Source organism: Kribbella steppae (genome assembly GCF_004342025.1).
GTDB classification, from domain to species: domain Bacteria; phylum Actinomycetota; class Actinomycetes; order Propionibacteriales; family Kribbellaceae; genus Kribbella; species Kribbella steppae.
The window spans coordinates 1-20,812 of record NZ_SLWN01000005.1 but is presented as its reverse complement, the minus strand read 5'-3'; the positions used below and the strand labels follow the sequence as shown (position 1 = coordinate 20,812).

General features: G+C 67.6%; 20 protein-coding genes and 1 tRNA gene. 15 read left to right on the top strand and 6 right to left on the bottom strand.

Going from position 1 to position 20,812, the window contains the following annotated elements:
• The first annotated feature begins 7 nt into the window (after nucleotides 1-7).
• The 9 genes from EV652_RS14935 (at nucleotide 8) to EV652_RS14895 (ending at nucleotide 10,177) form a co-directional block, all read left to right on the top strand.
• Complete coding sequence (locus EV652_RS14935; protein WP_132209733.1) at nucleotides 8-412, top strand: MaoC family dehydratase; 405 nt, start codon at nucleotides 8-10, stop codon at nucleotides 410-412.
• Nucleotides 409-1,434, top strand: coding sequence for a UDP-N-acetylmuramate dehydrogenase (locus EV652_RS14930; protein ID WP_132209732.1), 1,026 nt, complete (start codon nucleotides 409-411; stop codon nucleotides 1,432-1,434). The genes EV652_RS14935 and EV652_RS14930 overlap by 4 nt, the downstream gene beginning before the upstream one ends.
• Nucleotides 1,435-1,588: 154 nt before the next feature.
• Nucleotides 1,589-2,461: a type IV toxin-antitoxin system AbiEi family antitoxin domain-containing protein gene (locus tag EV652_RS14925; RefSeq protein WP_132209731.1), complete on the top strand. Its 873-nt coding sequence runs from the start codon at nucleotides 1,589-1,591 to the stop codon at nucleotides 2,459-2,461.
• 166 nt (nucleotides 2,462-2,627) lie between these two features.
• A complete protein-coding gene (locus tag EV652_RS14920) occupies nucleotides 2,628-3,926 on the top strand; it encodes an ABC transporter substrate-binding protein (RefSeq protein ID WP_132209730.1) in 1,299 nt (432 codons plus the stop codon).
• Complete coding sequence (locus EV652_RS14915) at nucleotides 3,926-4,882, top strand: carbohydrate ABC transporter permease (RefSeq protein ID WP_132209729.1); 957 nt, start codon at nucleotides 3,926-3,928, stop codon at nucleotides 4,880-4,882. The genes EV652_RS14920 and EV652_RS14915 overlap by 1 nt, the downstream gene beginning before the upstream one ends.
• Nucleotides 4,875-5,693, top strand: coding sequence for a carbohydrate ABC transporter permease (locus EV652_RS14910; protein ID WP_132209728.1), 819 nt, complete (start codon nucleotides 4,875-4,877; stop codon nucleotides 5,691-5,693). Before EV652_RS14915 ends, EV652_RS14910 begins: the two co-directional genes overlap by 8 nt.
• Nucleotides 5,693-7,069, top strand: a complete 1,377-nt coding sequence (locus EV652_RS14905) for a hypothetical protein (protein WP_206752088.1) — start codon at nucleotides 5,693-5,695, stop codon at nucleotides 7,067-7,069. The genes EV652_RS14910 and EV652_RS14905 overlap by 1 nt, the downstream gene beginning before the upstream one ends.
• Nucleotides 7,070-7,079: 10 nt before the next feature.
• On the top strand, nucleotides 7,080-7,976 hold the full coding sequence (locus EV652_RS14900) for a MurR/RpiR family transcriptional regulator (RefSeq protein WP_242001783.1): 897 nt from the start codon (nucleotides 7,080-7,082) through the stop codon (nucleotides 7,974-7,976).
• 11 nt (nucleotides 7,977-7,987) lie between these two features.
• A complete protein-coding gene (locus tag EV652_RS14895; protein ID WP_132209726.1) occupies nucleotides 7,988-10,177 on the top strand; it encodes an FAD-dependent oxidoreductase in 2,190 nt (729 codons plus the stop codon).
• Nucleotides 10,178-10,407: 230 nt separating this feature from the next.
• Here the strand turns inward: EV652_RS14895 and EV652_RS14890 are convergent, their stop codons facing one another.
• Nucleotides 10,408-11,022, bottom strand: coding sequence for a 2'-5' RNA ligase family protein (locus EV652_RS14890; RefSeq protein WP_132209725.1), 615 nt, complete (start codon nucleotides 11,020-11,022; stop codon nucleotides 10,408-10,410).
• A 27-nt stretch (nucleotides 11,023-11,049) separates the two neighbouring features.
• Nucleotides 11,050-12,366, bottom strand: coding sequence for an NsdA family TPR-like regulatory protein (locus EV652_RS14885; protein ID WP_242001782.1), 1,317 nt, complete (start codon nucleotides 12,364-12,366; stop codon nucleotides 11,050-11,052).
• A 243-nt stretch (nucleotides 12,367-12,609) separates the two neighbouring features.
• On the opposite strand from EV652_RS14885, the gene EV652_RS14880 reads away from it, so the two are divergent.
• Complete coding sequence (locus EV652_RS14880; RefSeq protein ID WP_132209724.1) at nucleotides 12,610-13,104, top strand: hypothetical protein; 495 nt, start codon at nucleotides 12,610-12,612, stop codon at nucleotides 13,102-13,104.
• Here the strand turns inward: EV652_RS14880 and EV652_RS14875 are convergent.
• From EV652_RS14875 to EV652_RS14860, 4 genes are all read right to left on the bottom strand, one after another.
• Nucleotides 13,097-14,467: a TrpB-like pyridoxal phosphate-dependent enzyme gene (locus tag EV652_RS14875; protein ID WP_132209723.1), complete on the bottom strand. Its 1,371-nt coding sequence runs from the start codon at nucleotides 14,465-14,467 to the stop codon at nucleotides 13,097-13,099. The two genes, EV652_RS14880 and EV652_RS14875, sit on opposite strands and share 8 nt — an antisense overlap.
• A 16-nt stretch (nucleotides 14,468-14,483) precedes the next feature.
• A complete protein-coding gene (locus EV652_RS14870; protein ID WP_158441162.1) occupies nucleotides 14,484-15,065 on the bottom strand; it encodes a histidine phosphatase family protein in 582 nt (193 codons plus the stop codon).
• Nucleotides 15,062-16,096: an adenosine deaminase gene (locus tag EV652_RS14865; protein WP_132209722.1), complete on the bottom strand. Its 1,035-nt coding sequence runs from the start codon at nucleotides 16,094-16,096 to the stop codon at nucleotides 15,062-15,064. Before EV652_RS14865 ends, EV652_RS14870 begins: the two co-directional genes overlap by 4 nt.
• An 85-nt stretch (nucleotides 16,097-16,181) precedes the next feature.
• Nucleotides 16,182-17,375 (bottom strand): pyridoxal phosphate-dependent aminotransferase, encoded by a 1,194-nt coding sequence (locus EV652_RS14860; protein ID WP_199238201.1) that lies wholly within the window; start codon nucleotides 17,373-17,375, stop codon nucleotides 16,182-16,184.
• Between the two features lie 358 nt (nucleotides 17,376-17,733).
• Between EV652_RS14860 and EV652_RS14855 the strand changes: the two genes are divergently transcribed.
• The 5 genes from EV652_RS14855 to rplA all read left to right on the top strand — a co-directional run bounded on the left by EV652_RS14855 (nucleotide 17,734) and on the right by rplA (nucleotide 20,685).
• Nucleotides 17,734-17,806 (top strand) — tRNA-Trp (locus EV652_RS14855).
• A gap of 56 nt (nucleotides 17,807-17,862) precedes the next feature.
• A complete protein-coding gene (secE, locus tag EV652_RS14850) occupies nucleotides 17,863-18,105 on the top strand; it encodes a preprotein translocase subunit SecE (RefSeq protein ID WP_020388149.1) in 243 nt (80 codons plus the stop codon).
• Between the two features lie 402 nt (nucleotides 18,106-18,507).
• Nucleotides 18,508-19,407: a transcription termination/antitermination protein NusG gene (gene nusG, locus EV652_RS14845; RefSeq protein WP_439649063.1), complete on the top strand. Its 900-nt coding sequence runs from the start codon at nucleotides 18,508-18,510 to the stop codon at nucleotides 19,405-19,407.
• 9 nt (nucleotides 19,408-19,416) lie between these two features.
• A complete protein-coding gene (rplK, locus tag EV652_RS14840) occupies nucleotides 19,417-19,848 on the top strand; it encodes a 50S ribosomal protein L11 (RefSeq protein ID WP_132209719.1) in 432 nt (143 codons plus the stop codon).
• Between the two features lie 114 nt (nucleotides 19,849-19,962).
• Nucleotides 19,963-20,685 carry a 50S ribosomal protein L1 gene (gene rplA, locus EV652_RS14835; RefSeq protein WP_132209718.1) on the top strand — a complete coding sequence of 241 codons (723 nt, stop codon included), beginning with the start codon at nucleotides 19,963-19,965 and terminating at the stop codon, nucleotides 20,683-20,685.
• Nucleotides 20,686-20,812: the final 127 nt, after the last annotated feature.

Genomic DNA, 20,812 nt, shown 5'->3' with positions numbered 1-20,812 from the left:
AGGCCCCATGACCATCGACGTCGGCACCGAACTGCCGCCGCTGACCGTCACTTTCCGGCGCGAGGACCTGGTCCGGTACGCCGGTGCCAGCGGGGACTTCAACCCGATCCACTGGAGCGACCGGATGGCGGCCGCGCTCGGTCTGCCCGGTGTGATCGCGCACGGCATGCTCACCATGGCCTCCGCGGTCCGGGTCGTCACCGACTGGCTCGACGACCCGGCCGATCTGGTCGAGTACGGCGTACGGTTCACCAAGCCGGTCGTCGTACCGGATGACGACAAGGGCACGAGCGTGACGTTCTCGGCCAAGGTGGACAAGGTCGCCGACGGGCTGGCCGAGATCGACATCACCGCGATCGCCGGCGAGGAGAAGGTCCTCGGCCGGTCCAGGGCGGTAGTGCGCGTCCAGTGAAGACCCACGTACGCCTGGCCGACTTCACCACCCTGCGGATCGGAGGGCTGGCCGACAAGCTGGTGGAGGTCACCACCGAGGACGATCTGATCACCGCCGTCCGCGACTCCGACGCCGCCGGGGAACCGGTGCTGCTGCTGTCCGGCGGGAGCAACGTGGTGATCGGCGACGAAGGGTTCCGCGGCACCGTGATCAAGGTCGCCACCCGTGGGATCGAGGTCGACGCAGACATGTGCTCAGGCGCGATGGTCCACATCCAGGCCGGCGAGGACTGGGACACGGTGGTCCAGCGCGCGATCGCCGAGGAGTGGAGTGGGTTGGAGTCGATGTCCGGCATCCCTGGGCTGACCGGATCGACCCCGGTCCAGAACGTCGGCGCCTACGGTCACGAGGTGGCCGAGACGATCGCGTCGGTCCGGGTCTGGGACCGAGTGGACAACAAGGTCCAGACGATCTTCGCGGCCGACTGCGGCTTCAGCTACCGGAACTCGCGCTTCAAGGCCGATCCTTCGCGGTACGTCGTACTCGAGGTCGCGTTCCAGCTGAAGATCGGCGATTTGTCCGCACCGGTCGGGTACGCCGAACTGGCTCGAGTGCTCGAGGTCGAGCCGGGGTCGCGCGCGCCGATGACCGACGTACGCGAAGCCGTGCTGGGGCTGCGGCGGAGTAAGGGCATGGTCCTGGACGAGTCCGACCACGACACGTGGAGTGCCGGCTCGTTCTTCACCAACCCGATCCTCGACACGGCGTCCGACGTACCGGCCGGAGCACCGCAGTGGCCGCAACCCGACGGCCGGGTGAAGACCAGCGCGGCCTGGCTGATCGAGCACGCCGGCATCCCGAAGGGTTTCGCGATCGGCGCCGCCTCGGTCTCGACCAAGCACACCCTGGCGCTCACCAACCGCGGCGGCGCCACCGCCAAGGAGATCCTCGGCCTGGCCGGCCACATCCGCGCCCAGGTCCACCAGGCCTTCGGCATCACCTTGGTCAATGAACCTGTCCTGGTGAACAGCAGTCTCTGATTCGTACCGAAGAACGGGTAATAGTCCTCCCTGCGGTGAGTTCGCGCGCAACGCCAGGCGTGTCTCCGGGGCGCCACTCGGGACTACCACCCGTCCTTCGGTCCGCTGTGGATAGCGCCGGCCGGAACCCCGCTTACTCCGGCAGCATTGTCGGGTGGAGTCCGTCGTCGAAGTGTTGATCCGGCAAGGCGGCTGGGCGACGTCCGCCGAGCTGGTCAGCGCGACCTCCCGGCGTGCGCTGGCGGCGGCGGTTCGTCGCGGCGACATCGCGCGGCTCACGCGCGGGATCTACGGGATACCCGGCCTCGCCCCGGACCTGGCGGCGGCCATCGCCTATGACGGGGTCATCTCGCATACGAGTGCGGCCGCCGGCTGGCAGTTGCCGCTGCTCGTCGTGCCGCCGAAACCCCACATCACCTTGCCGATGAACCGCAATGCCCGTTCCGGACCGCCTGCGGTCCTGCACTGGGGCACCATCGCGTCGGCTGACTCGAGCCGGCGCAGGACCTCGTTGCTGCGAACAGTCCTGGACTGTGCTCGGATCCTGCCGTTCGGCGAGGCGCTCGCGGTGGCCGACGCCGCGCTCTCCGGCGGTCGGCTGACACCCGAGGAACTGCAGGCTGCGGCAATCGCGATGCGAGGATCGGGACGGCCGAACGCGGTCCAGGTCGCGGCGGCCGCCAGCGGTCGCGCGGACAGCTTTCTCGAGTCGATGCTGCGAGGCCTGCTGGTATCGGCCGGTGTCGACGGTTTCGAGCCGCAGGTCCTGGTCGACCTGGGCACCTTCCGTGTACGCGTAGACCTGGGACATCGGCAGGCGCGGGTCGCCTTGGAGGCCGAGGGCTACGAGTTCCACGGCTCGGCCAGAGACTTTGCCGCCGACTGCCGCCGGTACGACGAACTCGTCGCGGACGGGTGGCTCGTCCTGAGGTTCACCTATCAGCAGGTGCTTGGTGATCCGAACTGGGTAGTCGCGACCGTCCGGAGTGCGGTGGCGCAACGGATCGGCGTACCGAGGAACGGGTAGTAGTACCGGGCCGGTCATCCAGTCCACCGTGGATGGTGTACCTGCCGCGCTGTACGCGGGAGACTACCCGTTCGTCGGTACGCTAGTCTGAAAAAGATTTGCACCAGGGCTAGGCAAAGCACTCCACTCTCGCTAATCTTTTGCGAAATCTGGTGGGAGGTGGAGTGTGAGGCGCAAAGGATTTTCACGGCGGGAGGTACTCGCCGGGCTGGGCGCGGCGGCGGCCGCGGCGGTCGTGCCGGGGTGTTCGTCCGGTGGCGCGCGGTCGAGTGCGCTGCAGGTATGGGGCGGCGTACCGGCGGCGTCCGGCCCGGCGGCCGTCGTCGAGGCGTTCCAGAAGAAGTTCCCGCAGTACAAGGTGAACTACACGCGATTCGTCAACGATCCCCGCGGCAACCTCAAGCTGGACACCGCGTTGCAGGGCGGGCTCGACATCGACGTGTACTTCACCTACTCACAGGCGTCGATGGCGCTGCGGGCCGGGTCCGGACTGGCCGCGGACCTGACCGACCGAGTCACCGCCGATCCGGACCTGAAACCCTTCCTGGACACGGTCGAGCCGCGGGCGTACATCGAGAACGGCAAGGTCAAGGCGCTCGCGACCGCCCGTGAGCCGGGCTTCGTCCTCTTCAACGAGAAGCTCCGGCAGCAGGCCGGTGTCGACCTCCCACGGCAGTGGACGATCGAGGACTACCGCAGCACGGCCCAACGTCTGACGACCGGGACAACGATCGGTGCCTACTCGATCCCCGACGTCGCCCGGATCGCCCTCGGTCCCAACTACTGGTACGACGGCGATCGCTCGAACTTCGGTGATCCGCACTTCGAGCAGGGGCTGCGACTCGGGCAGGAGATGATCGCCGAGGGGTCCGCGTTCCCGTGGAGCGAGGTGCTGTCCCGGCACCTGAACGCCTATCAGCAGAACTCCTTCCTCCGCGAGGAGTTCCATCTGTGGTCGACGGCACCGTTCAATCTGCGGTACCTGTACGACCCGAAGAAGTACCCGCACGACTTCAAGGTCTCGTTCGCACCGCCGCCGACGGTCGACGGCAAGGACTGGAACGGCGGCAGCTACAGCAACTTCGTGATGGTCAACCCGCACTCGCCGAAACTCGAGGCGGCCTGGGAGTTCGTGAAGTTCTGGATCACCGAAGGATCCGCGCCGATGCTCAAGGCCGGCAAGCTGCCCACGCTCGGCAACGTCACCGACGACCAGGTGATCACCGGCATGCTCGGCAAGGAGCCGGAGGAGTTCTTCGACGTCGAGTCGTTCCGCCGCGTCGTCCTGGACTCCGATCCCAAACTCGCCACCGACACCCGGCTGACCGGGTTCCCGGAGATCAGCCTCGCGGTCAAGCAGCAGGGCGACCTGTGCTGGCTGGGTGAGAAGGACCCCGGCGTCGCGATCCGTGAGGTACGGCGGCTCGCCGACGCAGCGATCGCCCGTAACGAGAGGAGGTCCTGATGGCCACCACGGTCGCGACGGCTGAGGAAGCCGTCACCACAAGCTCGGGGCCGCCGTCGGTCCGGACCGGGAAGGCGCCCGGGATCAAGCCGAGAGGCTGGATCGGATTCCTCTTCATCGCGCCCAACCTGCTCGGTGTCATCGCCTTCACCCTGATCCCGCTGATCAGCGTCATCGTGCTCGCCTTCACCGACTGGAACCTGGTCTCCGGCCTCGGCGGCATCACCTTCAACGGCCTCGACAACTTCGTCGCGATCGCCCAGGACCCCGGTTTCTGGCGGGCGGTCGGTCTGACACTGGTGTACGTCGGGGTGAGCGTGCCGCTGACCGTCGTCCTCGGGCTGGCACTCGGGATCGCGCTGAACCGGCCGCTGCCGGGTCGCGCCGTACTGCGGGCGATCTTCTTCCTGCCGTACATCGTCAACGTGGTCGCGATCGGGATGACCTGGCTGATGCTGATGAACCCGAAGGCGGGCCTGGTCAACCAGGTGCTCGACGCGTTCGGTCTGCAGCCCGGCTGGTTCGCGTCGTCGCACTGGGCACTGCCGGCGCTGATCGTGATGGCCGTCTGGGGTGGTGTCGGGTACTGCTCGCTGATCTACCTGTCCGCGCTGCAGGACGCGCCGCGGCAGCTGTACGAGGCGGCCGACATCGACGGTGCCGGGGCGTGGGCGAAGTTCCGCGTGATCACCTGGCCGTCGTTGCTGCCGACAACGATCTTCCTGCTGGTGACGCTGATCATCGGCGCTTCCCAGGGCTTCGGGTTGATCGCGCTGATCACGGCAGGTGGTCCGGGTGACTCGACCACCACGATCTCGTACTACATGTACCAGACCGGCTTCCAGTTCTACCGGTTCGGCTACGCGTCGGCGATCGGCCTGGTGACGTTCATCGGCGTACTCGCACTGACCTTGGTGACGTGGCGCGCGCAGCGTGGGAGGGCCCTCCATGACTAAGTCGAAGTGGTACTGGGGGATCCCGTTGTGGATCCTCGCGATCGCCTTCCTCGCGCCGTTCGCGTGGATGCTGTCGACCGCGCTCAAGGCGGACGTGGACGCGTACCGCATCCCGATGCAGTGGATCCCCGACCCGTTCCAGTGGGACAACTTTCAGACCGTCCTCACCGGCGCGACCTCGGTGCTACCGGCGTTCGGCCGGTCCGTCTTCGTCGCCGTACTGCGGGTTGCGGGTGAGCTCATCACCGCGACGATGGCCGGCTACGCGTTCGCGCGGATGTCGTTCAAGGGCCGGGACCGGCTGTTCCTGCTGTACCTGGCGACCGCGATCATCCCGGCGCAGCTGCTGCTGGTGCCGCGGTTCATCTACTTCCAGAAGCTCGGGCTCTACGACACGCTCTGGGCGCTGATCCTGCCCGGCATGTTCACCGTGCTCGGCACCTTCCTGATGCGCCAGTTCTTCGTCAGCCAGCCGGCCGAGTTCGCCGAGGCGGCCCGGATGGACGGTGCGAACGAGTGGCAGGTGTTCACCCGGATCTACTTGCCGTTGGCAACACCGGTGATGAGTGCGCTCGGCATCCTGGCGTTCGTCTGGTCGTGGAACGACTACGAGACCCCGCTGGTGCTGATCAGCAACCCGGACCGCTACACGTTGCCGCTCAGCCTGACCAACTTCGTCGACGAACAGGGCCAGATCGCCCCCGGCCTGACCATGGCCGCGTCGGTGATCTCGATCGTCCCGGTGCTGATCGTCTTCGTCGTCCTGCAACGCCGGTTCATCGCTGCCATGACTCACACAGGGATCAAATGATGCAGAACGTCTCAGGTGTCTTCCCGCATCTCGCGCAGATCGGCGACTTCGGTCCGCCGCGCAGCGAGCTCGGCGTCGGTTCGCTGATGCCGTGGAACGGGAAGCTCTACGTCCAGAACTACAACTCGCACAAGGCACGGTCCGGTGCCGGCGTCAGCCTGCGCCGGATCGAGCCGGACCTGTCGATGGAGATCGTGCCCGAGACGCTCGGCGTCGACGGCACCTACACCAACCGGTTCGTGCACTTCCCGACCTCTCAACTGGTCCTCGGGCCGCACGTGATCAGCGCCGACCACAAGATCGTCACGATCCCCGAGCTCCAGCCGCTCCGGGTCTGCGGTACGTCGCGCCACCTGACGAAACCGGATACGCATGTCTACGTCCTCGCGATGGAAGGCGAGTTGTTCGAGCTCGACCTCACGACGTACGAGTGTGTGCAGCTCTTCGATCTGAACGACGAGCTCGATACCGACGGCGAGATGAAGGTCCACTACAAGGACTGCTACACGTCGTTCGGTCGTCTCGTGGTCTGCTCCAACGAGTACGCCGAGCCCGAGTGGGCCGGTGAACGGTCGCGGGGGCGCTTGGCGGAGTACGACGGTACGGCGTGGCGCGTGCTGGCGGAGGACCCGTTCACCGCGATCGGCGGGCGGCACGAGTTCGGCGGGACCATCTTCGCGGCCGGCTGGGATCGCGCGTCGGCGATCCTCGAGGTGTTCACCGAGTCGGACCAGAAGTGGACCCGGTACCGGCTGCCGAAGGCGTCGCACTGTTTCGACCACAAGTGGCAGACCGAGTGGCCGCGGATCCGGGAGGTCGAGCACGAGCGGCTGCTGCTCGACCACCACGGGATGTTCTACGAGCTGTCGCCGTGGGCGTACGGCGGCAGGATCTGGGGCGTCCGGCCGATCTCGACCCACCTGTGGGTGCTCGGGGACTTCTGCTCCTGGCGCGGGATGCTCGTCGCCGGCGCCGACAATGCGTCACCGAGTCACGGGCTCAACCCGACCACGGCGGAACCGCAGTCCGGGCTGTGGTTCGGGAAGACCGACGACCTGTGGAGCTTCGGCAAGCCGGCCGGGTGGGGCGGTCCGTGGTGGGAGACGCCGGTGGTCGCCGGTGAGCCTTCGGATCCCTATCTGATGACCGGGTTCGACGGGAAGTGCCTGCATCTGGAGAACTTCAGCTCGTCGCCGTTGACGATCACGGTCGAGATCGACTTCCACGGGCACGGCCGGTTCGGCGCGGTCGAGTCGTTGACGGTCGAGCCGGGGCAGGTCCGCACCCACGTGTTCCCGCCCGGGTTCAGCGCGCACTGGGTGCGGGTGGTGAGCGACACCGACGGTGTGGCGAGTGCCCAGTTCGTCTATACGTGATGATCACGGGATGGGATCTACTTCGATGGAGCGAGCCGGCAGCCCGAGTCCGTTGCAGCTGGTCAAGCGTGCGCAGCCGGACCTGCACGGCGCGATGCAGCGGGTCGCCGAACACATCCTGGCCAACCCGGACGAGGTCGCGCGCGGGTCGATCACCAAGCTGGCCGAGGCCGCACAGACCTCGGCCGCGACGGTCACCCGGCTGTCCACCCAGCTCGGGTTCGCTGGGTATCCCGCCCTCCGGGCCGCGCTGGCGATGGAGATCGGCCGCGGGCTGGAGGCGGGCTGGGCGAGTGACATCGGGATGGCGATCGGCCCGGCGGATCCGCCCGAGCAGGTGCTGAACGTGCTCGCGTCCACCCAGGCGAACGCTTTGAGGAATGCCTTGGCGGCGATCGACCTGGCCGCGGCTACTCGTGTCGCCGATGCGATCGCGGGCGCACGCCGTACGCATATCTATGGGGAATGGGGTGACGCCATTCCGGCCCGGGAGCTCTACATCCGGTTGCTGCGGATCGGGATCCCGGTGTGGTTCTTCGACGGACCGCAGTCGTCCCAGATCGGGGCCGGGCTGCTCGGGTCCGGCGATGTCGCCCTGGTGATCTCGCGATCCGGGACCGATCAGACCACGTTGGAGTTCATCAAGCGTTCCAAGACCGAGGGTGCGCTCACGGTCGCGATCACCGGGGTCGTCGATGCGCCGATCGGCCGGCTGGCCGACGTCACCCTCGACACCGGTACGCCGAACGGGACGACCTGGACCGAGTTCTTCGCCGGCCGGGCCAGCGACGTACTGACGGCTGGGCTGCTGTTCGTCCTGGTCGCGCAGCGCGTCCCCGATCACCTCACCGCCAACCACCCGAACGGTCCGGGACAACCCGTCGTCCATCCAGATCCAGATAGCTGAAAGGTTCGTGCATGCAACAGCTCGACGTCCGTACCGATCTGACCGTCATCGGCGGCGGCCTCGCCGGCATCTGCGCGGCGATCGCCGCGGCCCGGCAGGGGAGCACGGTGGCCCTGGTCCAGAACCGGCCGGTGCTCGGCGGCAACTCCTCCAGCGAGGTGCGGGTGTGGGTGTGCGGGGCGACCGCGCACGGCGTCCAGCACTTCGCCCGGGAGACCGGGATCATGGGCGAGCTGTTCGTCGAGAACCAGTACCGGAATCCGGAGGGGAATCCGTACTACTGGGATCTCGTGCTGCTGGAGGCGGTCCGGGCGGAGTCGCGGATCTCGCTGTTCCTGAACACGGACGTGCGGACGGTGGACGCTGCGGACGGGGAGATCCGGTCGGTCACCGGGTGGCAGATGGGCTCGGAGAAGTCGATCACCTTCTACAGCCCGGCGTTTGCCGACTGCTCGGGGGACGGGCTGGTCGGGTATCTCGCTGGGGCGGAGTTCGCGACGGGTCGTGAGCCGCGGTCGTTGTACGACGAGTCGTGGGCTCCGGACGTCCCGGATGGGAACACGTTGGGGAGCACGATCCTCTTCTACACCAAGGACACCGGATCGCCGGTGCGGTTCGTACCACCTTCCTTTGCGCGGAACATCGATGAGACCGCGATTCCTTCTCGACGGATCATCCGCTCCGACCTGAACGGGTGTGCCTATTGGTGGATCGAGTGGGGTGGCGAACTGGATGTTGTCGACGACAACGAACGGATCCGGGACGAGCTGCAGGCTGTTGTCTACGGGATCTGGGACTACATCAAGAACTCGGGCCGCTTCGACGCGGAGTGTCTGACCCTGGAGTGGATCGGGTCCGTGCCGGGGAAGCGGGAGTATCGCCGGTTCCTCGGTGATCACGTGCTGACGCAGCACGACGTACTCGGGCAGACCGAATTCGACGACCGGGTGGCCTTTGGTGGCTGGTCGATCGACCTGCATCCGCCCGGTGGTGTCTATGCCGCCGAGCGTGGGTCGAAGCATTGGCATCCGGACGGGAACTACCACATCCCGCTGCGGTCGCTGTACTCGCGGAACGTGTCGAACTTGTGGATGGCGGGGCGGAACATCAGCGCGAGCCATGTGGCCTTCGGTACGACGCGGGTGATGGCGACGTGCGCCGTACTCGGGGAGGCCGTCGGGATCGCGTCAGCCGTTGCGTCACGCAACGGGTTGTCGCCGCGGGAGTTGGCGTGCGATCGGTTCGAGTTGATGCGGCGCGCGCTACAGCGGGCCGACGCGTCGGTGCTCGGTGTGGTCGACGACGATCCGGCCAACCTTGCGCTGACGGCGTCTGTGTCCGCCTCGTCTACCCTCACGCACCCAGCGGTCGAGGTCTCGTCCGGAACCTTGCCGCTCACGACCGACATCGCAATGGTGCTTCCGTCGGCGACCGGCTTGTCCTTGCTGGTCGACGCTTCGGCTGATGCTTCGCTGACGGTGGAGCTCCACGATCCGGTGAAGCCGCAGAACTACGTGCCGCTGGCGCTGATCGACTCGTGGGATGTGCCCGTGCCGGCTGGTGAGAAGCGATGGGTCGACGTACCGCTGGACCATGCGGGTAACGCGATCGTCGTACTGCGGCAGAACCCGGCGATCTCGGTCCACACCGCCGATACCGCCCTACCCGGGATGATCTTCTTCGCCCACCGCGACCCCGCGCCCGACGAGGAGTGGACCGAGCAGTTCCGCTCCTGGAAACACATCCTCCCGCGGGCCGGCCTCTGCCTCCGCCTCGGCGAGACGTCGGCATACGCCGCCTCGAACGTCGTCGGCGGCTACTCCCGCCCGTACGGCGCCCCGCAACTCTGGTCCTCCGAAGACCTCGCCTGGGACCCCGAACCCTGGATCCAGCTCACCTGGCCCAGCCCGGTCGAACTCTCCGAGATCGTCGTCATCCTGGACGCCGACGTCGAAGAAGACCTCATCAACCTCCACCACCACCGCACCCCCTTCGAGATCCTCCCCACCCTCCTGAACACCTACATCCTCGAAGCCCAAACCGGCACCCCCGAATGGCACCCCATCGCCACCGTCCAGTCCAACCACCACCGAACCGTCCGCCACCCCGTCTCGATACAGGCAACCGCCCTCCGCCTAAGAGCCCTAACAACAAACGGCATCCCCCGAGCCCACGTAGTCTCCCTCCGCGCGTACGCCTGACCAGCGAGGTGGCGCAAGCCAACTCCCAACTGTCCGGGAGGTAGCACGCCCGCCCACGGGCGGGTAGAGTTGTTGTTGCCCAGGGCAATAGCTTGTGGGAAGTGAACCCGGCAGCCATCCGGACGGTTGGTGAGCCGGGTTCTGCGCTTTCGCGCTCTGCTACTAGCTGCAGCCGTGGCCCTTCGTGCCTGGCTCACCCCCGGAAAGACAAAACCCCACCGAGGTGGGGTTCAGGTGAGGGTCAGGGTGTGGGTGGGTTTCCAGTGGTAGAGGTGGTGGGTTCTGGTGAGGGCTACGAGGGTGAGGGTGGTGATGGAGAGTGCTGTGGAATGGGGGGTGTGGGCTAGGAGGCGGGTGGATAGTGGGGCGGCGGGGGTGTTGTGGTTGCAGTAGGCAAGGGTGATGTGGGGGTTGAGCTCGGGGAGCTCGGGTACGGCGTCGTCGCCCCAGATGTCGGTGATGGCGGCGCGGGTGATGTCGCGGAGGTGCTGTAGGGGGTCGATCGGGCGGACCGGGAGCTGGATGCTCTCGGGATCGAGTACGGCGGGGCCGATGGTGACCGGGAAGGACTCGACCGTGGTGAGGCGGCGGCGGGTGGCTTCGGTGATATCAGCCACGTCCGCGTCGGGTACGCGGTCGGTGAAGCCGACACCCTGGACGGTGAGGTGCAGCCATTCCAGCGGTACGGGCGTGAGGCCTGGCAGCTCGTTGAGCAGCTCGGCGTACGACGCATGGAGCGCGGCGATCTCCGAGCGGCCGGCGAAGTTGATGTGCCAGGTGTAGAAGCTGCGATCGGGCCGCCAACCGGGTCGCCAGTACCAGTGGTCGCGGACTTCTTCGAACATCAGTACTCCTCTGTCCTTGTTGGGCGATTACTTGCTGGGCGTCGCCCGGCTGGCGGGATGACGGATGAAGACGCGGATCGAGTCGTGCAGAGCGAGCGCCTTGGGATCAGTCGCGTGCCGACTGAGTCGGGTGAGAGCGGCGACCTCGCTGATGCGGTGGATGAGTGGACGGACGCGGTACTCGACCGGTGTGCTGAGGACCGCCGCGACCGCCTCGGTCGCGCCGTCCAGCTCACCGAGTTGCAGATGGGCCTTGGCGAGTTGCAGCCGGACCATGCGTTCGGAGCCGAAGTTGCGGACCGCATGCGGCGCGGCCTCGAACATCGCGACGCCGTGGTCGGCATGCTTCAACGTCTCCGCCGCTTCGCCGAGCGCCAGGTGCGCGTCGGACCAGATGCCCGCTGCGCGTTCCGGCGTACACAGGAACGGGCCGCCGAGCTCGGGGACATCGGTGCGGACCGTGGTGCGCTTCGCGATGGACAGGGCTTCGCGGGCTTCGGCATGACGCCCCGACCGGGCCAGGTCGACCGCCGACACACTCGTGAGAAACAGCGTCGAGCTACCGCGGGCGAACTGCAGCCCGTCCTGCGCGTACGACGCCGCGCGGGCGAAGTCGTCCTGCCAGAACGCGGCCGTGTGCTGCGTGGCGCGGACCCACGCGCGGAGGTCGTCGAGATCGGCGGCATCGGCGCAGGCCCACGCCGTCCGGGTGTGGCTTTCGGCTACGTCCGGTCGGCCGAGATCCACCGCCATCCAGCCGAGCAGGGTCAGCGCCCAGCCGGCCGTCGCGTACAGGTCGCGGGTCTGGTTCGGTGGCTGTCGTCCGGAGAGCAGGCGGAAGGCACGGTCCCGGACGGCGCGGCTGCGAACGAACAGCGCCTTGGTCGGCGTCCGCAGGTAGTTCTGGGTGATCCGCAGGATGTCCGCGTGCAGCTGTTCGACGGTCAGCTCACCGACGTTCGACTCCTCGGCGAGAGCGAGGAGCGCGACCGACTCGTCGCCGGCCTGCACCAGGTCGTCCTCGAGACCGAGCATCGAACTGGTGCCGGGCTCGGGATCGACACTGCCGGGACCGCCCGGCGGGACGAAGCCCAGTTCGCTGTCGTCGGCGGCGTTCAGGACATACCGCAGGCCCGACCGGTACGCCGCTCCGGGCCAGCGGACCGCACCACGCTCGAGCTTGGCGATGTAGTGCCCGTCCAGCTCGTACTTCGTCTCGGTGGTCTCCCACAGCCAGCTGCAGACGGCCTCCGCGAGTTCGGCCCGGGACATCTGCTCACCGGGCGCGCGCCGCGATGCCGTCCGCTCCCGGGCGGCTCGCAGCAGTTCGTTGGGCTCTGGCATGGCGGTAACTGTAGGTGCCCGAACACCGTCCGCGACCACGAAAACCGCGTCTGTGGATGATCTGCCCCAAGCTGCCCCGCAATGCCCCGAGATGCCCCGGAATCCCCGCTGCGGAAGGGCTTTCCGGCGAGGTCGACACGCCCGGTGGCCGCCGGTCGGGGCAGTGTGGGGGTCGGGACGGGCTAGCTGAGCGTGAACAGCCGGGGCAGATGCGGGCAGACCGGGGCAGATTAGGGTCCTGCTGTGGCCGAGGAAGCTGTGACGACGTTGCGCGCGGAGCTCGCGCGGTTCGACCGGGCCGAAGAGGCGTTGGCGTTGCTGGAGGTGTTTCTGGAGGTAGGACGGGAGCAGTTGGGCGCTGTGGTGCTGGATCCGGTGGGGCTGCGGTTGCCGGACCAGGTGACAGACGACCGGGCCTTGGTGCAGGGGCTGATCGAGGAGATCGAGCAGGAGGAGCGTGGGCGCGAGCGGTCGTTCGACATGCAGGACGCACAGGCACGGTGGGACTACGTGCGGCTGGCCTACTGCTCCAACCAGGCGACTGTGTGGAGTGCTCGGCACCGGACGACGTACTTCGAGGTGGTCGGGCGCGAGCGGGCGACGTACTGGTTGCCTGACAGCCTCAAAGCGCAGTACTTCGAGGCACTGAGCACCAGGGGTTGGGTCATCCCGGCGGACTGGTTGTCAGCCGTCGCCAAGCGGCCCAAACCCTGGTGGAAGCGCGGTGGGGCTAGTTGACCGCTGGCAGCCGCGTGAGGGCCTGTGCGACCGCAGCCTGGATGTCGGCGTCGTCCCAGGACCGGTCTGTCATGGCGCCGCTGAGGTAGGCGTCGTACGCCGCCAGGTCGAGGTGGCCGTGGCCGCAGAGGGCGGTGAGGATGACCTTCTCCTCGCCGGACTCCTTGCAGAGCAGGGCTTCCTCGATCGCGGCGGCCAGTGCGTGCGTGGGCTCGGGCGCCGGCACGATGCCCTCGGTGCGGGCGAACTGCAGACCGGCGGCGAAGCACTCCGACTGCTGTTTGGCGACGGCCTCGATCTCACCGGTCTCGTAGAGGTGGCTGATCAGCGGGCTCATCCCGTGGTACCGCAGCCCGCCGGCGTGGATCGGGTCGGGGACGAAGTCGTGGCCGAGGGTGTGCATCTTCATCAGCGGCGTCATCCCGATCGTGTCGCCGAAGTCGTACGCGTACGTCCCCTGCGTCAGCGACGGGCAGGCGGCCGGCTCGACCGCGCGGACGACCGGCGCCATCCGGCCGGCCCACTTCTCCCGCAGGAACGGGAACGCGAGACCGCCGAAGTTCGAGCCGCCGCCGGTGCAGCCGACGAGCAGGTCCGGCGTCTCACCGACCATGGCGAGCTGGATCAGCGCTTCCTCGCCGATGATCGTCTGGTGCAGCAGCACGTGGTTGAGCACCGAGCCGAGCGCGTAGTGCACGGTCTCGTCTTGGAGCGCTGCCTCGACCGCCTCACTGATCGCGATACCCAGCGAGCCGGTGGAGTCGGGATCGCCGGCCAGGATCTTGCGTCCCGCCTCGGTGAGCTCCGACGGGCTCGGGTGCACGGTCGCGCCGAAGACCTCCATCATCGTCCGGCGGTACGGCTTCTGGTCGTACGACGCCCGTACCTGCCAGACCTCACACTCCAGCCCGTACTGCGCACAGGCGAAGGCGAGCGCCGTACCCCACTGGCCGGCACCTGTCTCGGTGGTGAGCTTCCGGACACCGGACTTGGCGTTGTAGTAGGCCTGCGGTACGGCGGTGTTCGGCTTGTGCGACCCGGCGGGGGAGACGCCCTCGTACTTGTAGTAGATCCGTGCAGGGGTGTCGAGCGCCTTCTCCAGCCGGTGAGCCCGGTAGAGCGGGCTCGGCCGCCAGAGCTTGTAGACGTCGAGCACGTCGCCCGGGATGTCGACGTACTGGTCCTGCGACACCTCTTGCAGGATCAGATCCATCGGGAACAGCGGAGCCAGGTCATCCGGCCCCACCGGCTGTCCCGTCCCCGGATGCAACACCGGCGGCGGTGGCGTCGGCAGATCATGCAGCACGTTGTACCAACGTGTCGGCAACTCGTCCTCGGGCAACAAGATCTTCGTCGCACTCATGACTGAAACGTACGGCTCAGATCCGGCCGACGACAATGCTCTGATCACCGATCGTGACGCGGTAGACGACCTCGGACGGCTGATCGAGGCTCAGCGCGTCCTCCACACCCAACTGCTTCAGCAGCATCCGCCCGATCATCTCGTGCGAGACCAGCAGCGGACGCCGTGCTCCCGACTGAGCCACCTCCGCCAACGCCCGTCCAGCCCGTACGTCGGCATCCGCGTAACTCTCCCCGCCCGGAAACCGGTAGCCGTACTTTCCCTGTTTCCGGACGGCAAGCTCTCCCGGCCAGCCTGCCTCAACCTCGGCCTTGGTGAGTCCGGACCACTCACCGTGGTCGACCTCGCTGAGGTCGTCGAGCACGTGCAGCGGCAACCGAAGCGCTGTCGCGAAGACCTCTGCGGTTGTATGGGCCCGCCCGAGCGGGCTGGTGAAGATGCCGTCGACTGGTTCCTCGCTGACCAGTGCGGCGTTGCGACGTACCTGGGCGAGCCCTTGTGGTGTCAGAGGGGAGTCGAGCCGGCCCTGCTTCCGGCCCTCGACGTTCCACTCAGTCTGGCCGTGGCGGGCCAGGTAGACGACTTCGAAGGCGGTCACGCCAGGGCTGGGGCGGTGACGCCGAGCCAGTCGTCGATCTCGGTGAGTAGAGACTTCTGGACGTCGGGTGGGGCGGTGGAGGCCAGGACCGAGCCTCGGGCCAGGTCGGCGAGTTCTTCGTCGGTGAAGGCGTGGACTGTGCGGGCTGTTTCGTACTGCTCGGCCAGGCGGGAACCGAACAACAGCGGGTCGTCGGCGCCTAGGGCGATTCGGGCGCCGGCCTCGTAGAGCTGGCGGAGGGGGACTTCTTCGGCGCTGTCGTAGACGCCGAGGGAGACATTGGAGGCTGGACAGACCTCCAGTGCGACCTGTGCGTCGACCAGACGCTTCAGGAGGTCGGGGTCCTCGATGGAGCGGACGCCATGGCCGATGCGGTCGGCACCCAGCTCGTCCAGGCAAGTCCGGACGGTTGCGGGGCCGCACAGCTCACCACCGTGCGGTGTGGCGAGCAATCCGGCGTTGCGAGCGATCCGGAAGGCCGGCGCGAACTCCGACGTCGTACCGCGGCGCTCGTCGTTCGACAGGCCGAACCCGACCACACCGCGGCCCACGTACTGCGAAGCGAGCCGGGCAAGCGTGCGTGCGTCGAGCGGATGGCGGGTGCGGTTGGCCGCGATCACCACCTGGACCGCGATCCCGGTCGAGGCCGCCGCGTCCCGGGCCGCGTCCAGGACCAGATCGGTGAACTCGGTGATGCCGTGGAAGCGGTTCGCGTACCCCGACGGGTCCACCTGGATCTCGAGCCAGCGGGAGCCGTCGGCCCGGTCGTCCTCGGCCGCTTCCCGGACGAGTCGCCGTACGTCGTCCTCCGTGCGCAGCACCGACCGGGCGATGTCGTACAGCCGCTGGAACCGGAACCAGCCGCGCTCGTCTGCCGCCGACAGATCGGGCGGCCAGTCGGTGCGCAGCGCGTCGGGCAACCGGACGCCGTGCGTGTCCGCCAGCTCGACCAGCGTCAGGTGCCGCATCGAGCCCGAGAAGTGAAGATGCAGATGCGCCTTCGGCAGCACCCGCAGGTCCCGATGCGTCATTACAGAAGGTTACCGACGTACAGCGCCCGGACAGAAATCGGGCCGTCCACCCTGTGGATGGACGGCCCGACGAGCATGCGCGGCGTCAGCTCAGCAGCTTGGCGATCCGGCCGACGCCCTCGGCCAGATCCGTGTCGCCGAGCGCGTACGACAGCCGCAGGTACCCGGGCGCACCGAACGCCTCACCCGGTACGACGGCCACCTCGGCCTCGTCCAGGATGATCTCGGCCAGCTCGGTCGACGAGTTCGCCGTACGCCCGTTGATCTCCTTGCCGAGCACACCCTTGACCGACGGGTACGCGTAGAACGCGCCGGTCGGCTCCGGGCACTCGACGCCGGGGATCTCGTTCAGCAGCTTCACCATCGTCTGCCGGCGGCGGTCGAACGCCTTCTTCATCTCGTCGACCGCGCTCAGGTCGCCGGTCAGCGCGGCGATCGCGGCCCGCTGGGCGACGTTGCAGACGTTCGAGGTCTGGTGCGACTGCAGGTTCGTCGCGGCCTTGATGACGTCCTTCGGGCCGATCATCCAGCCGACCCGCCAGCCGGTCATCGCGTAGGTCTTGGCGACACCGTTCAGGACGACGGTCCGGTCCGCCAGTTCCGGTACGGCGACCGGGATCGAGGTCGACTTCGTCTCGCCGTACGTCAGGTGCTCGTAGATCTCGTCGGTGACCACCCAGATGTCGTGCTCGAGCGCCCAGCGGCCGATCGCCTCGACCGCCTCCGGGCTGTCGACCGCGCCGGTCGGGTTCGACGGGGAGCAGAACAGCAGAGCCTTGGTCTTCTCGGTCCGGGCCGCCTCCAGCTGCTCGACGGTGACCAGGTAGTTCTGGGTCTCGTCGGCGAGCACCTCGACCGGCACGCCGCCGGCCAGCTGGATGGCCTCCGGGTACGTCGTCCAGTACGGCGCCGGCAGCAGGACCTCGTCACCCGGATCGAGGAGCGCCGCGAACGTGTTGTAGACCGCGTGCTTGCCGCCGTTGGTGACCAGCACCTGGGCCGCCTCGACCTCGTAGCCGGAGTCGCGCTTGGTCTTGTCGACGATCGCCTTCTTCAGCTCCGGCAGACCGCCGGCGGGGCTGTAGCGGTGGTTCTTCGGATCGCGCGCGGCCTCGACGGCCGCCTCGACGATGTAGTCCGGCGTCGGGAAGTCCGGCTCACCGGCCCCGAACCCGATCACCGGTCGCCCGGCCGCCTTGAGCGCCTTCGCCTTGCTGTCGACCGCGAGTGTCGCCGACTCACTGATGGCGCCGATCCGCGCCGAAACCCTGGAACCCATGGCTGCCATCTTGGCACTGCCCGGCGGCTGCTCCTACTCGGGGGCGGACCGCCAGGCCATCACATTCGCGCGATCCCGCCGGCCGCACGCGGGAGCCTCACCGAGGGGGCCGATTGAGATGGCCTGGCCGTCCGTCTCTCGTCGTCGGTGATCCGGGAACACGCTGGGGGTGCGGTCCGTTGGGACCGGTTGGAGGCTGTATGGTTCTGGTCGCGGTGCGGCGCCCGGGTGGGGTCGTACGGGTAGGGCCTCAGTTCGACCAGGTGGCCCCGAACCCGTACACTCTTCTAGTCCGGGCGTTGGAGGCCCTGACTCGGCATGCCCGAGATCAGGTCCCGCGGCGTCCGGAGGATTGCAGAGGGCACTAGCTCAACTGGCAGAGCATCGGTCTCCAAAACCGAAGGTTGGGGGTTCAAGTCCCTCGTGCCCTGCAAATCCTGACCGGCGCAGGGCCGGTCAGGCCGCCGCTAGCGAAAGAGGTTAGGTCGTGACGGAGACGCGCACCCCGGCACCGTCCGGCGCCGGCAAGCCTGCGGAGAGCAAGTCGGGCAACCGCCTGCTGCGCTTCTACCGCCAGGTGGTTGCCGAGCTCCGCAAGGTCGTCTGGCCGACTCGCAAGCAGCTCTCCACCTACTTCGTGGTCGTCCTGACCTTCGTGGTGTTCGTCATCGCGATCGTCTCGGTTCTCGACCTCGCCTTCGGTTGGGCGATGTTCAAGATCTTCGGCTGAGACCGTTCGCAGCCGCCCACGAACACCTGAGCCGGGGGTCCCGGGCCGCGGCCCGACCCGAAGCAGACAAGACCCGATGCAGAGATGACGGAGTACAACGTGTCCGAGCGCGACGACGAGATCCTCGACAACGAGGACGAGTTCGACGTATCCGCTGACTCCGACGTCGAGCCCGACCTGGACCTCGAGCTCGACCTGGACGACTCCGACGACGATGACGACCTCTTTGCGGATCTCGACACCGACGACGACGACGAGGATGACGACATCGAGATCGAGGACGAAGCCGAGGAGTACTCCGCCGACGACGAGGCCGAGGAAGGCCCGGCCGACGAGGACGACTCCGACGACGAGCCGGTCGTCGTGGTCGCCGCCGCCGACGCCGCGGAGGCCGACGAGGTCGTGACCGAGTCCGACGTCGAGGACGCCGCCGACGAGCTGGCCGCCGAGACCGCCGAGACGGCGGCCGAGGACACCGCCGAGGAGCCGGTCGAGGACGAGCTGGTCTTCTCCGCCGGCGACACCGGTGACTCCGGTACGGCCGCCGCCGCGAGCCTGACCGCCGACGACGAGTCGGACGAGGACGAGCCCGCCGACGACGCCGACATGGACGCCTTCGCCGCTACGACTGCGGCCGCCGCCGCGCAGGCCGAGGACGAGGTCGTGGAGCCCGAGGAGCCGGGTGACCCGCTCGAGGAGCTGCGCAGCCGGCTGCGCTCGCAGATCGGCGACTGGTACGTGGTCCACACCTATTCGGGGATGGAGAACCGGGTCAAGGGCAACCTGGAGAACCGGATCAACTCCCTGAACATGGAGGACTACATCTTCGAGATCATCGTGCCGACCGAAGAGGTCGCCGAGATCAAGAACGGGCAGCGCCGGATGGTGAAGCGCACCGTGCTCCCGGGTTACGTGCTGGTCCGGATGGACCTGACCGACGAGTCCTGGTCGACCGTGCGGCACACGCCGTCGGTGACCGGCTTCGTCGGGAACAGCCAGAAGCCCGTCCCGCTCAGCCTCGAAGAGGTCGAGAAGATGCTTGCTCCGGCCGTCGTGGCGGCGGCCGAGGCAGCGGCTGCCGAGGCCGGCGCCGCACCGACCAAGACCGCGGCCAAGAAGAAGGTCGAGGTTGCGGACTTCGGTGTCGGCGACTCGGTCATGGTGGTCGACGGGCCGTTCGCGACCCTGCACGCCACGATCACGGAGATCAATGCCGACGCCCAGCGGATCAAGGCGCTGGTGGAGATCTTCGGCCGGGAGACCCCGGTGGAACTCAGCTTCAGCCAGATCCAGAAAGTCTAAGGACCCGAAATGCCTCCCAAGAAGAAGATCGCTGCCCTGGTCAAGGTGCAGCTCCAGGCCGGTGCCGCGACGCCGGCCCCGCCGGTCGGTACCGCGCTCGGTCCGCACGGCGTCAACATCATGGAGTTCTGCAAGGCGTACAACGCCCAGACGGAGTCCATGCGCGGCAACGTGGTTCCGGTCGAGATCACCATCTACGAAGACCGTTCCTTCACCTTCATCACCAAGACGCCGCCGGCGCCGGAGATGATCAAGAAGGCCGCCGGTCTGCAGAAGGGCTCGGCCGTCCCGCAGCGCGACAAGGTCGGCAAGATCACCAAGGACCAGGTCCGCGAGATCGCCACCACCAAGATGCCGGACCTGAACGCCCGCGACATCGACGCCGCGATGAAGATCATCGAGGGTACCGCCCGCTCGATGGGCGTCGTCGTCGACAAGTAGTACATCCACCGGTTCACCCCGGTGGACCAGCAGTAGTGGAAGGGCGAGGAGATTTCGCCCGCCAGAAACCACAACACGCGAACGATCAGCACCGTTCGCGACAGGAGAAGAGAAATGGCACAGCGCAGCAAGGCTTACCGCACGATCGCGGACAAGATTGACTTCGACCACCTGTACACGCCGCTCGAGGCGATCCGGCTGGCCAAGGAGGCCGCCGGCAGCAAGAAGTTCAACTCCACCGTGGACGTCGCGATGCGTCTCGGGGTCGACCCCCGCAAGGCCGACCAGATGGTGCGCGGCACCGTCAACCTTCCGCACGGGACTGGCAAGACGGCACGGGTCCTCGTCTTCGCCACCGGTGACAAGGCCGAGGCCGCCAAGGCCGCGGGCGCCGACTTCGTCGGCGATGACGACATGATCAAGAAGGTGACCGACGGCTGGCTCGACTTCGACGCCGTCGTCGCCACCCCCGACCTGATGGGCAAGGTCGGCCGCCTCGGCCGCGTCCTCGGCCCGCGCGGTCTGATGCCGAACCCGAAGACCGGTACGGTCACCCCGGACGTCGTCAAGGCCGTGACCGAGATCAAGGGCGGCAAGATCGAGTTCCGGGTCGACCGGCACGCGAACCTGCACTTCATCATCGGCAAGGCCTCCTTCGATGAGGCGCAGCTGGTGGAGAACTACAGCGCCGCGCTGGAGGAGATCCTCCGCCTCAAGCCCGCCAGCTCGAAGGGCCGCTACATCAGGAAGACCGTCGTCTCCACCACGATGGGCCCGGGTGTCCAGGTTGACCCCAACCTCACCCGCAACCTCACCGAGGAGACCGCCGACGCCTGACGCGTCACTGGCAACGAGGGCCCCGGTCTACGGGGCGGTTTCAAGGGGTCGTTGCAACACCGCCTTGGTTTCTAGGTGGTGAGTAGATCACGCAAGCGCTCGGCTGGGGTGTCCCAGTCGAGCGTTT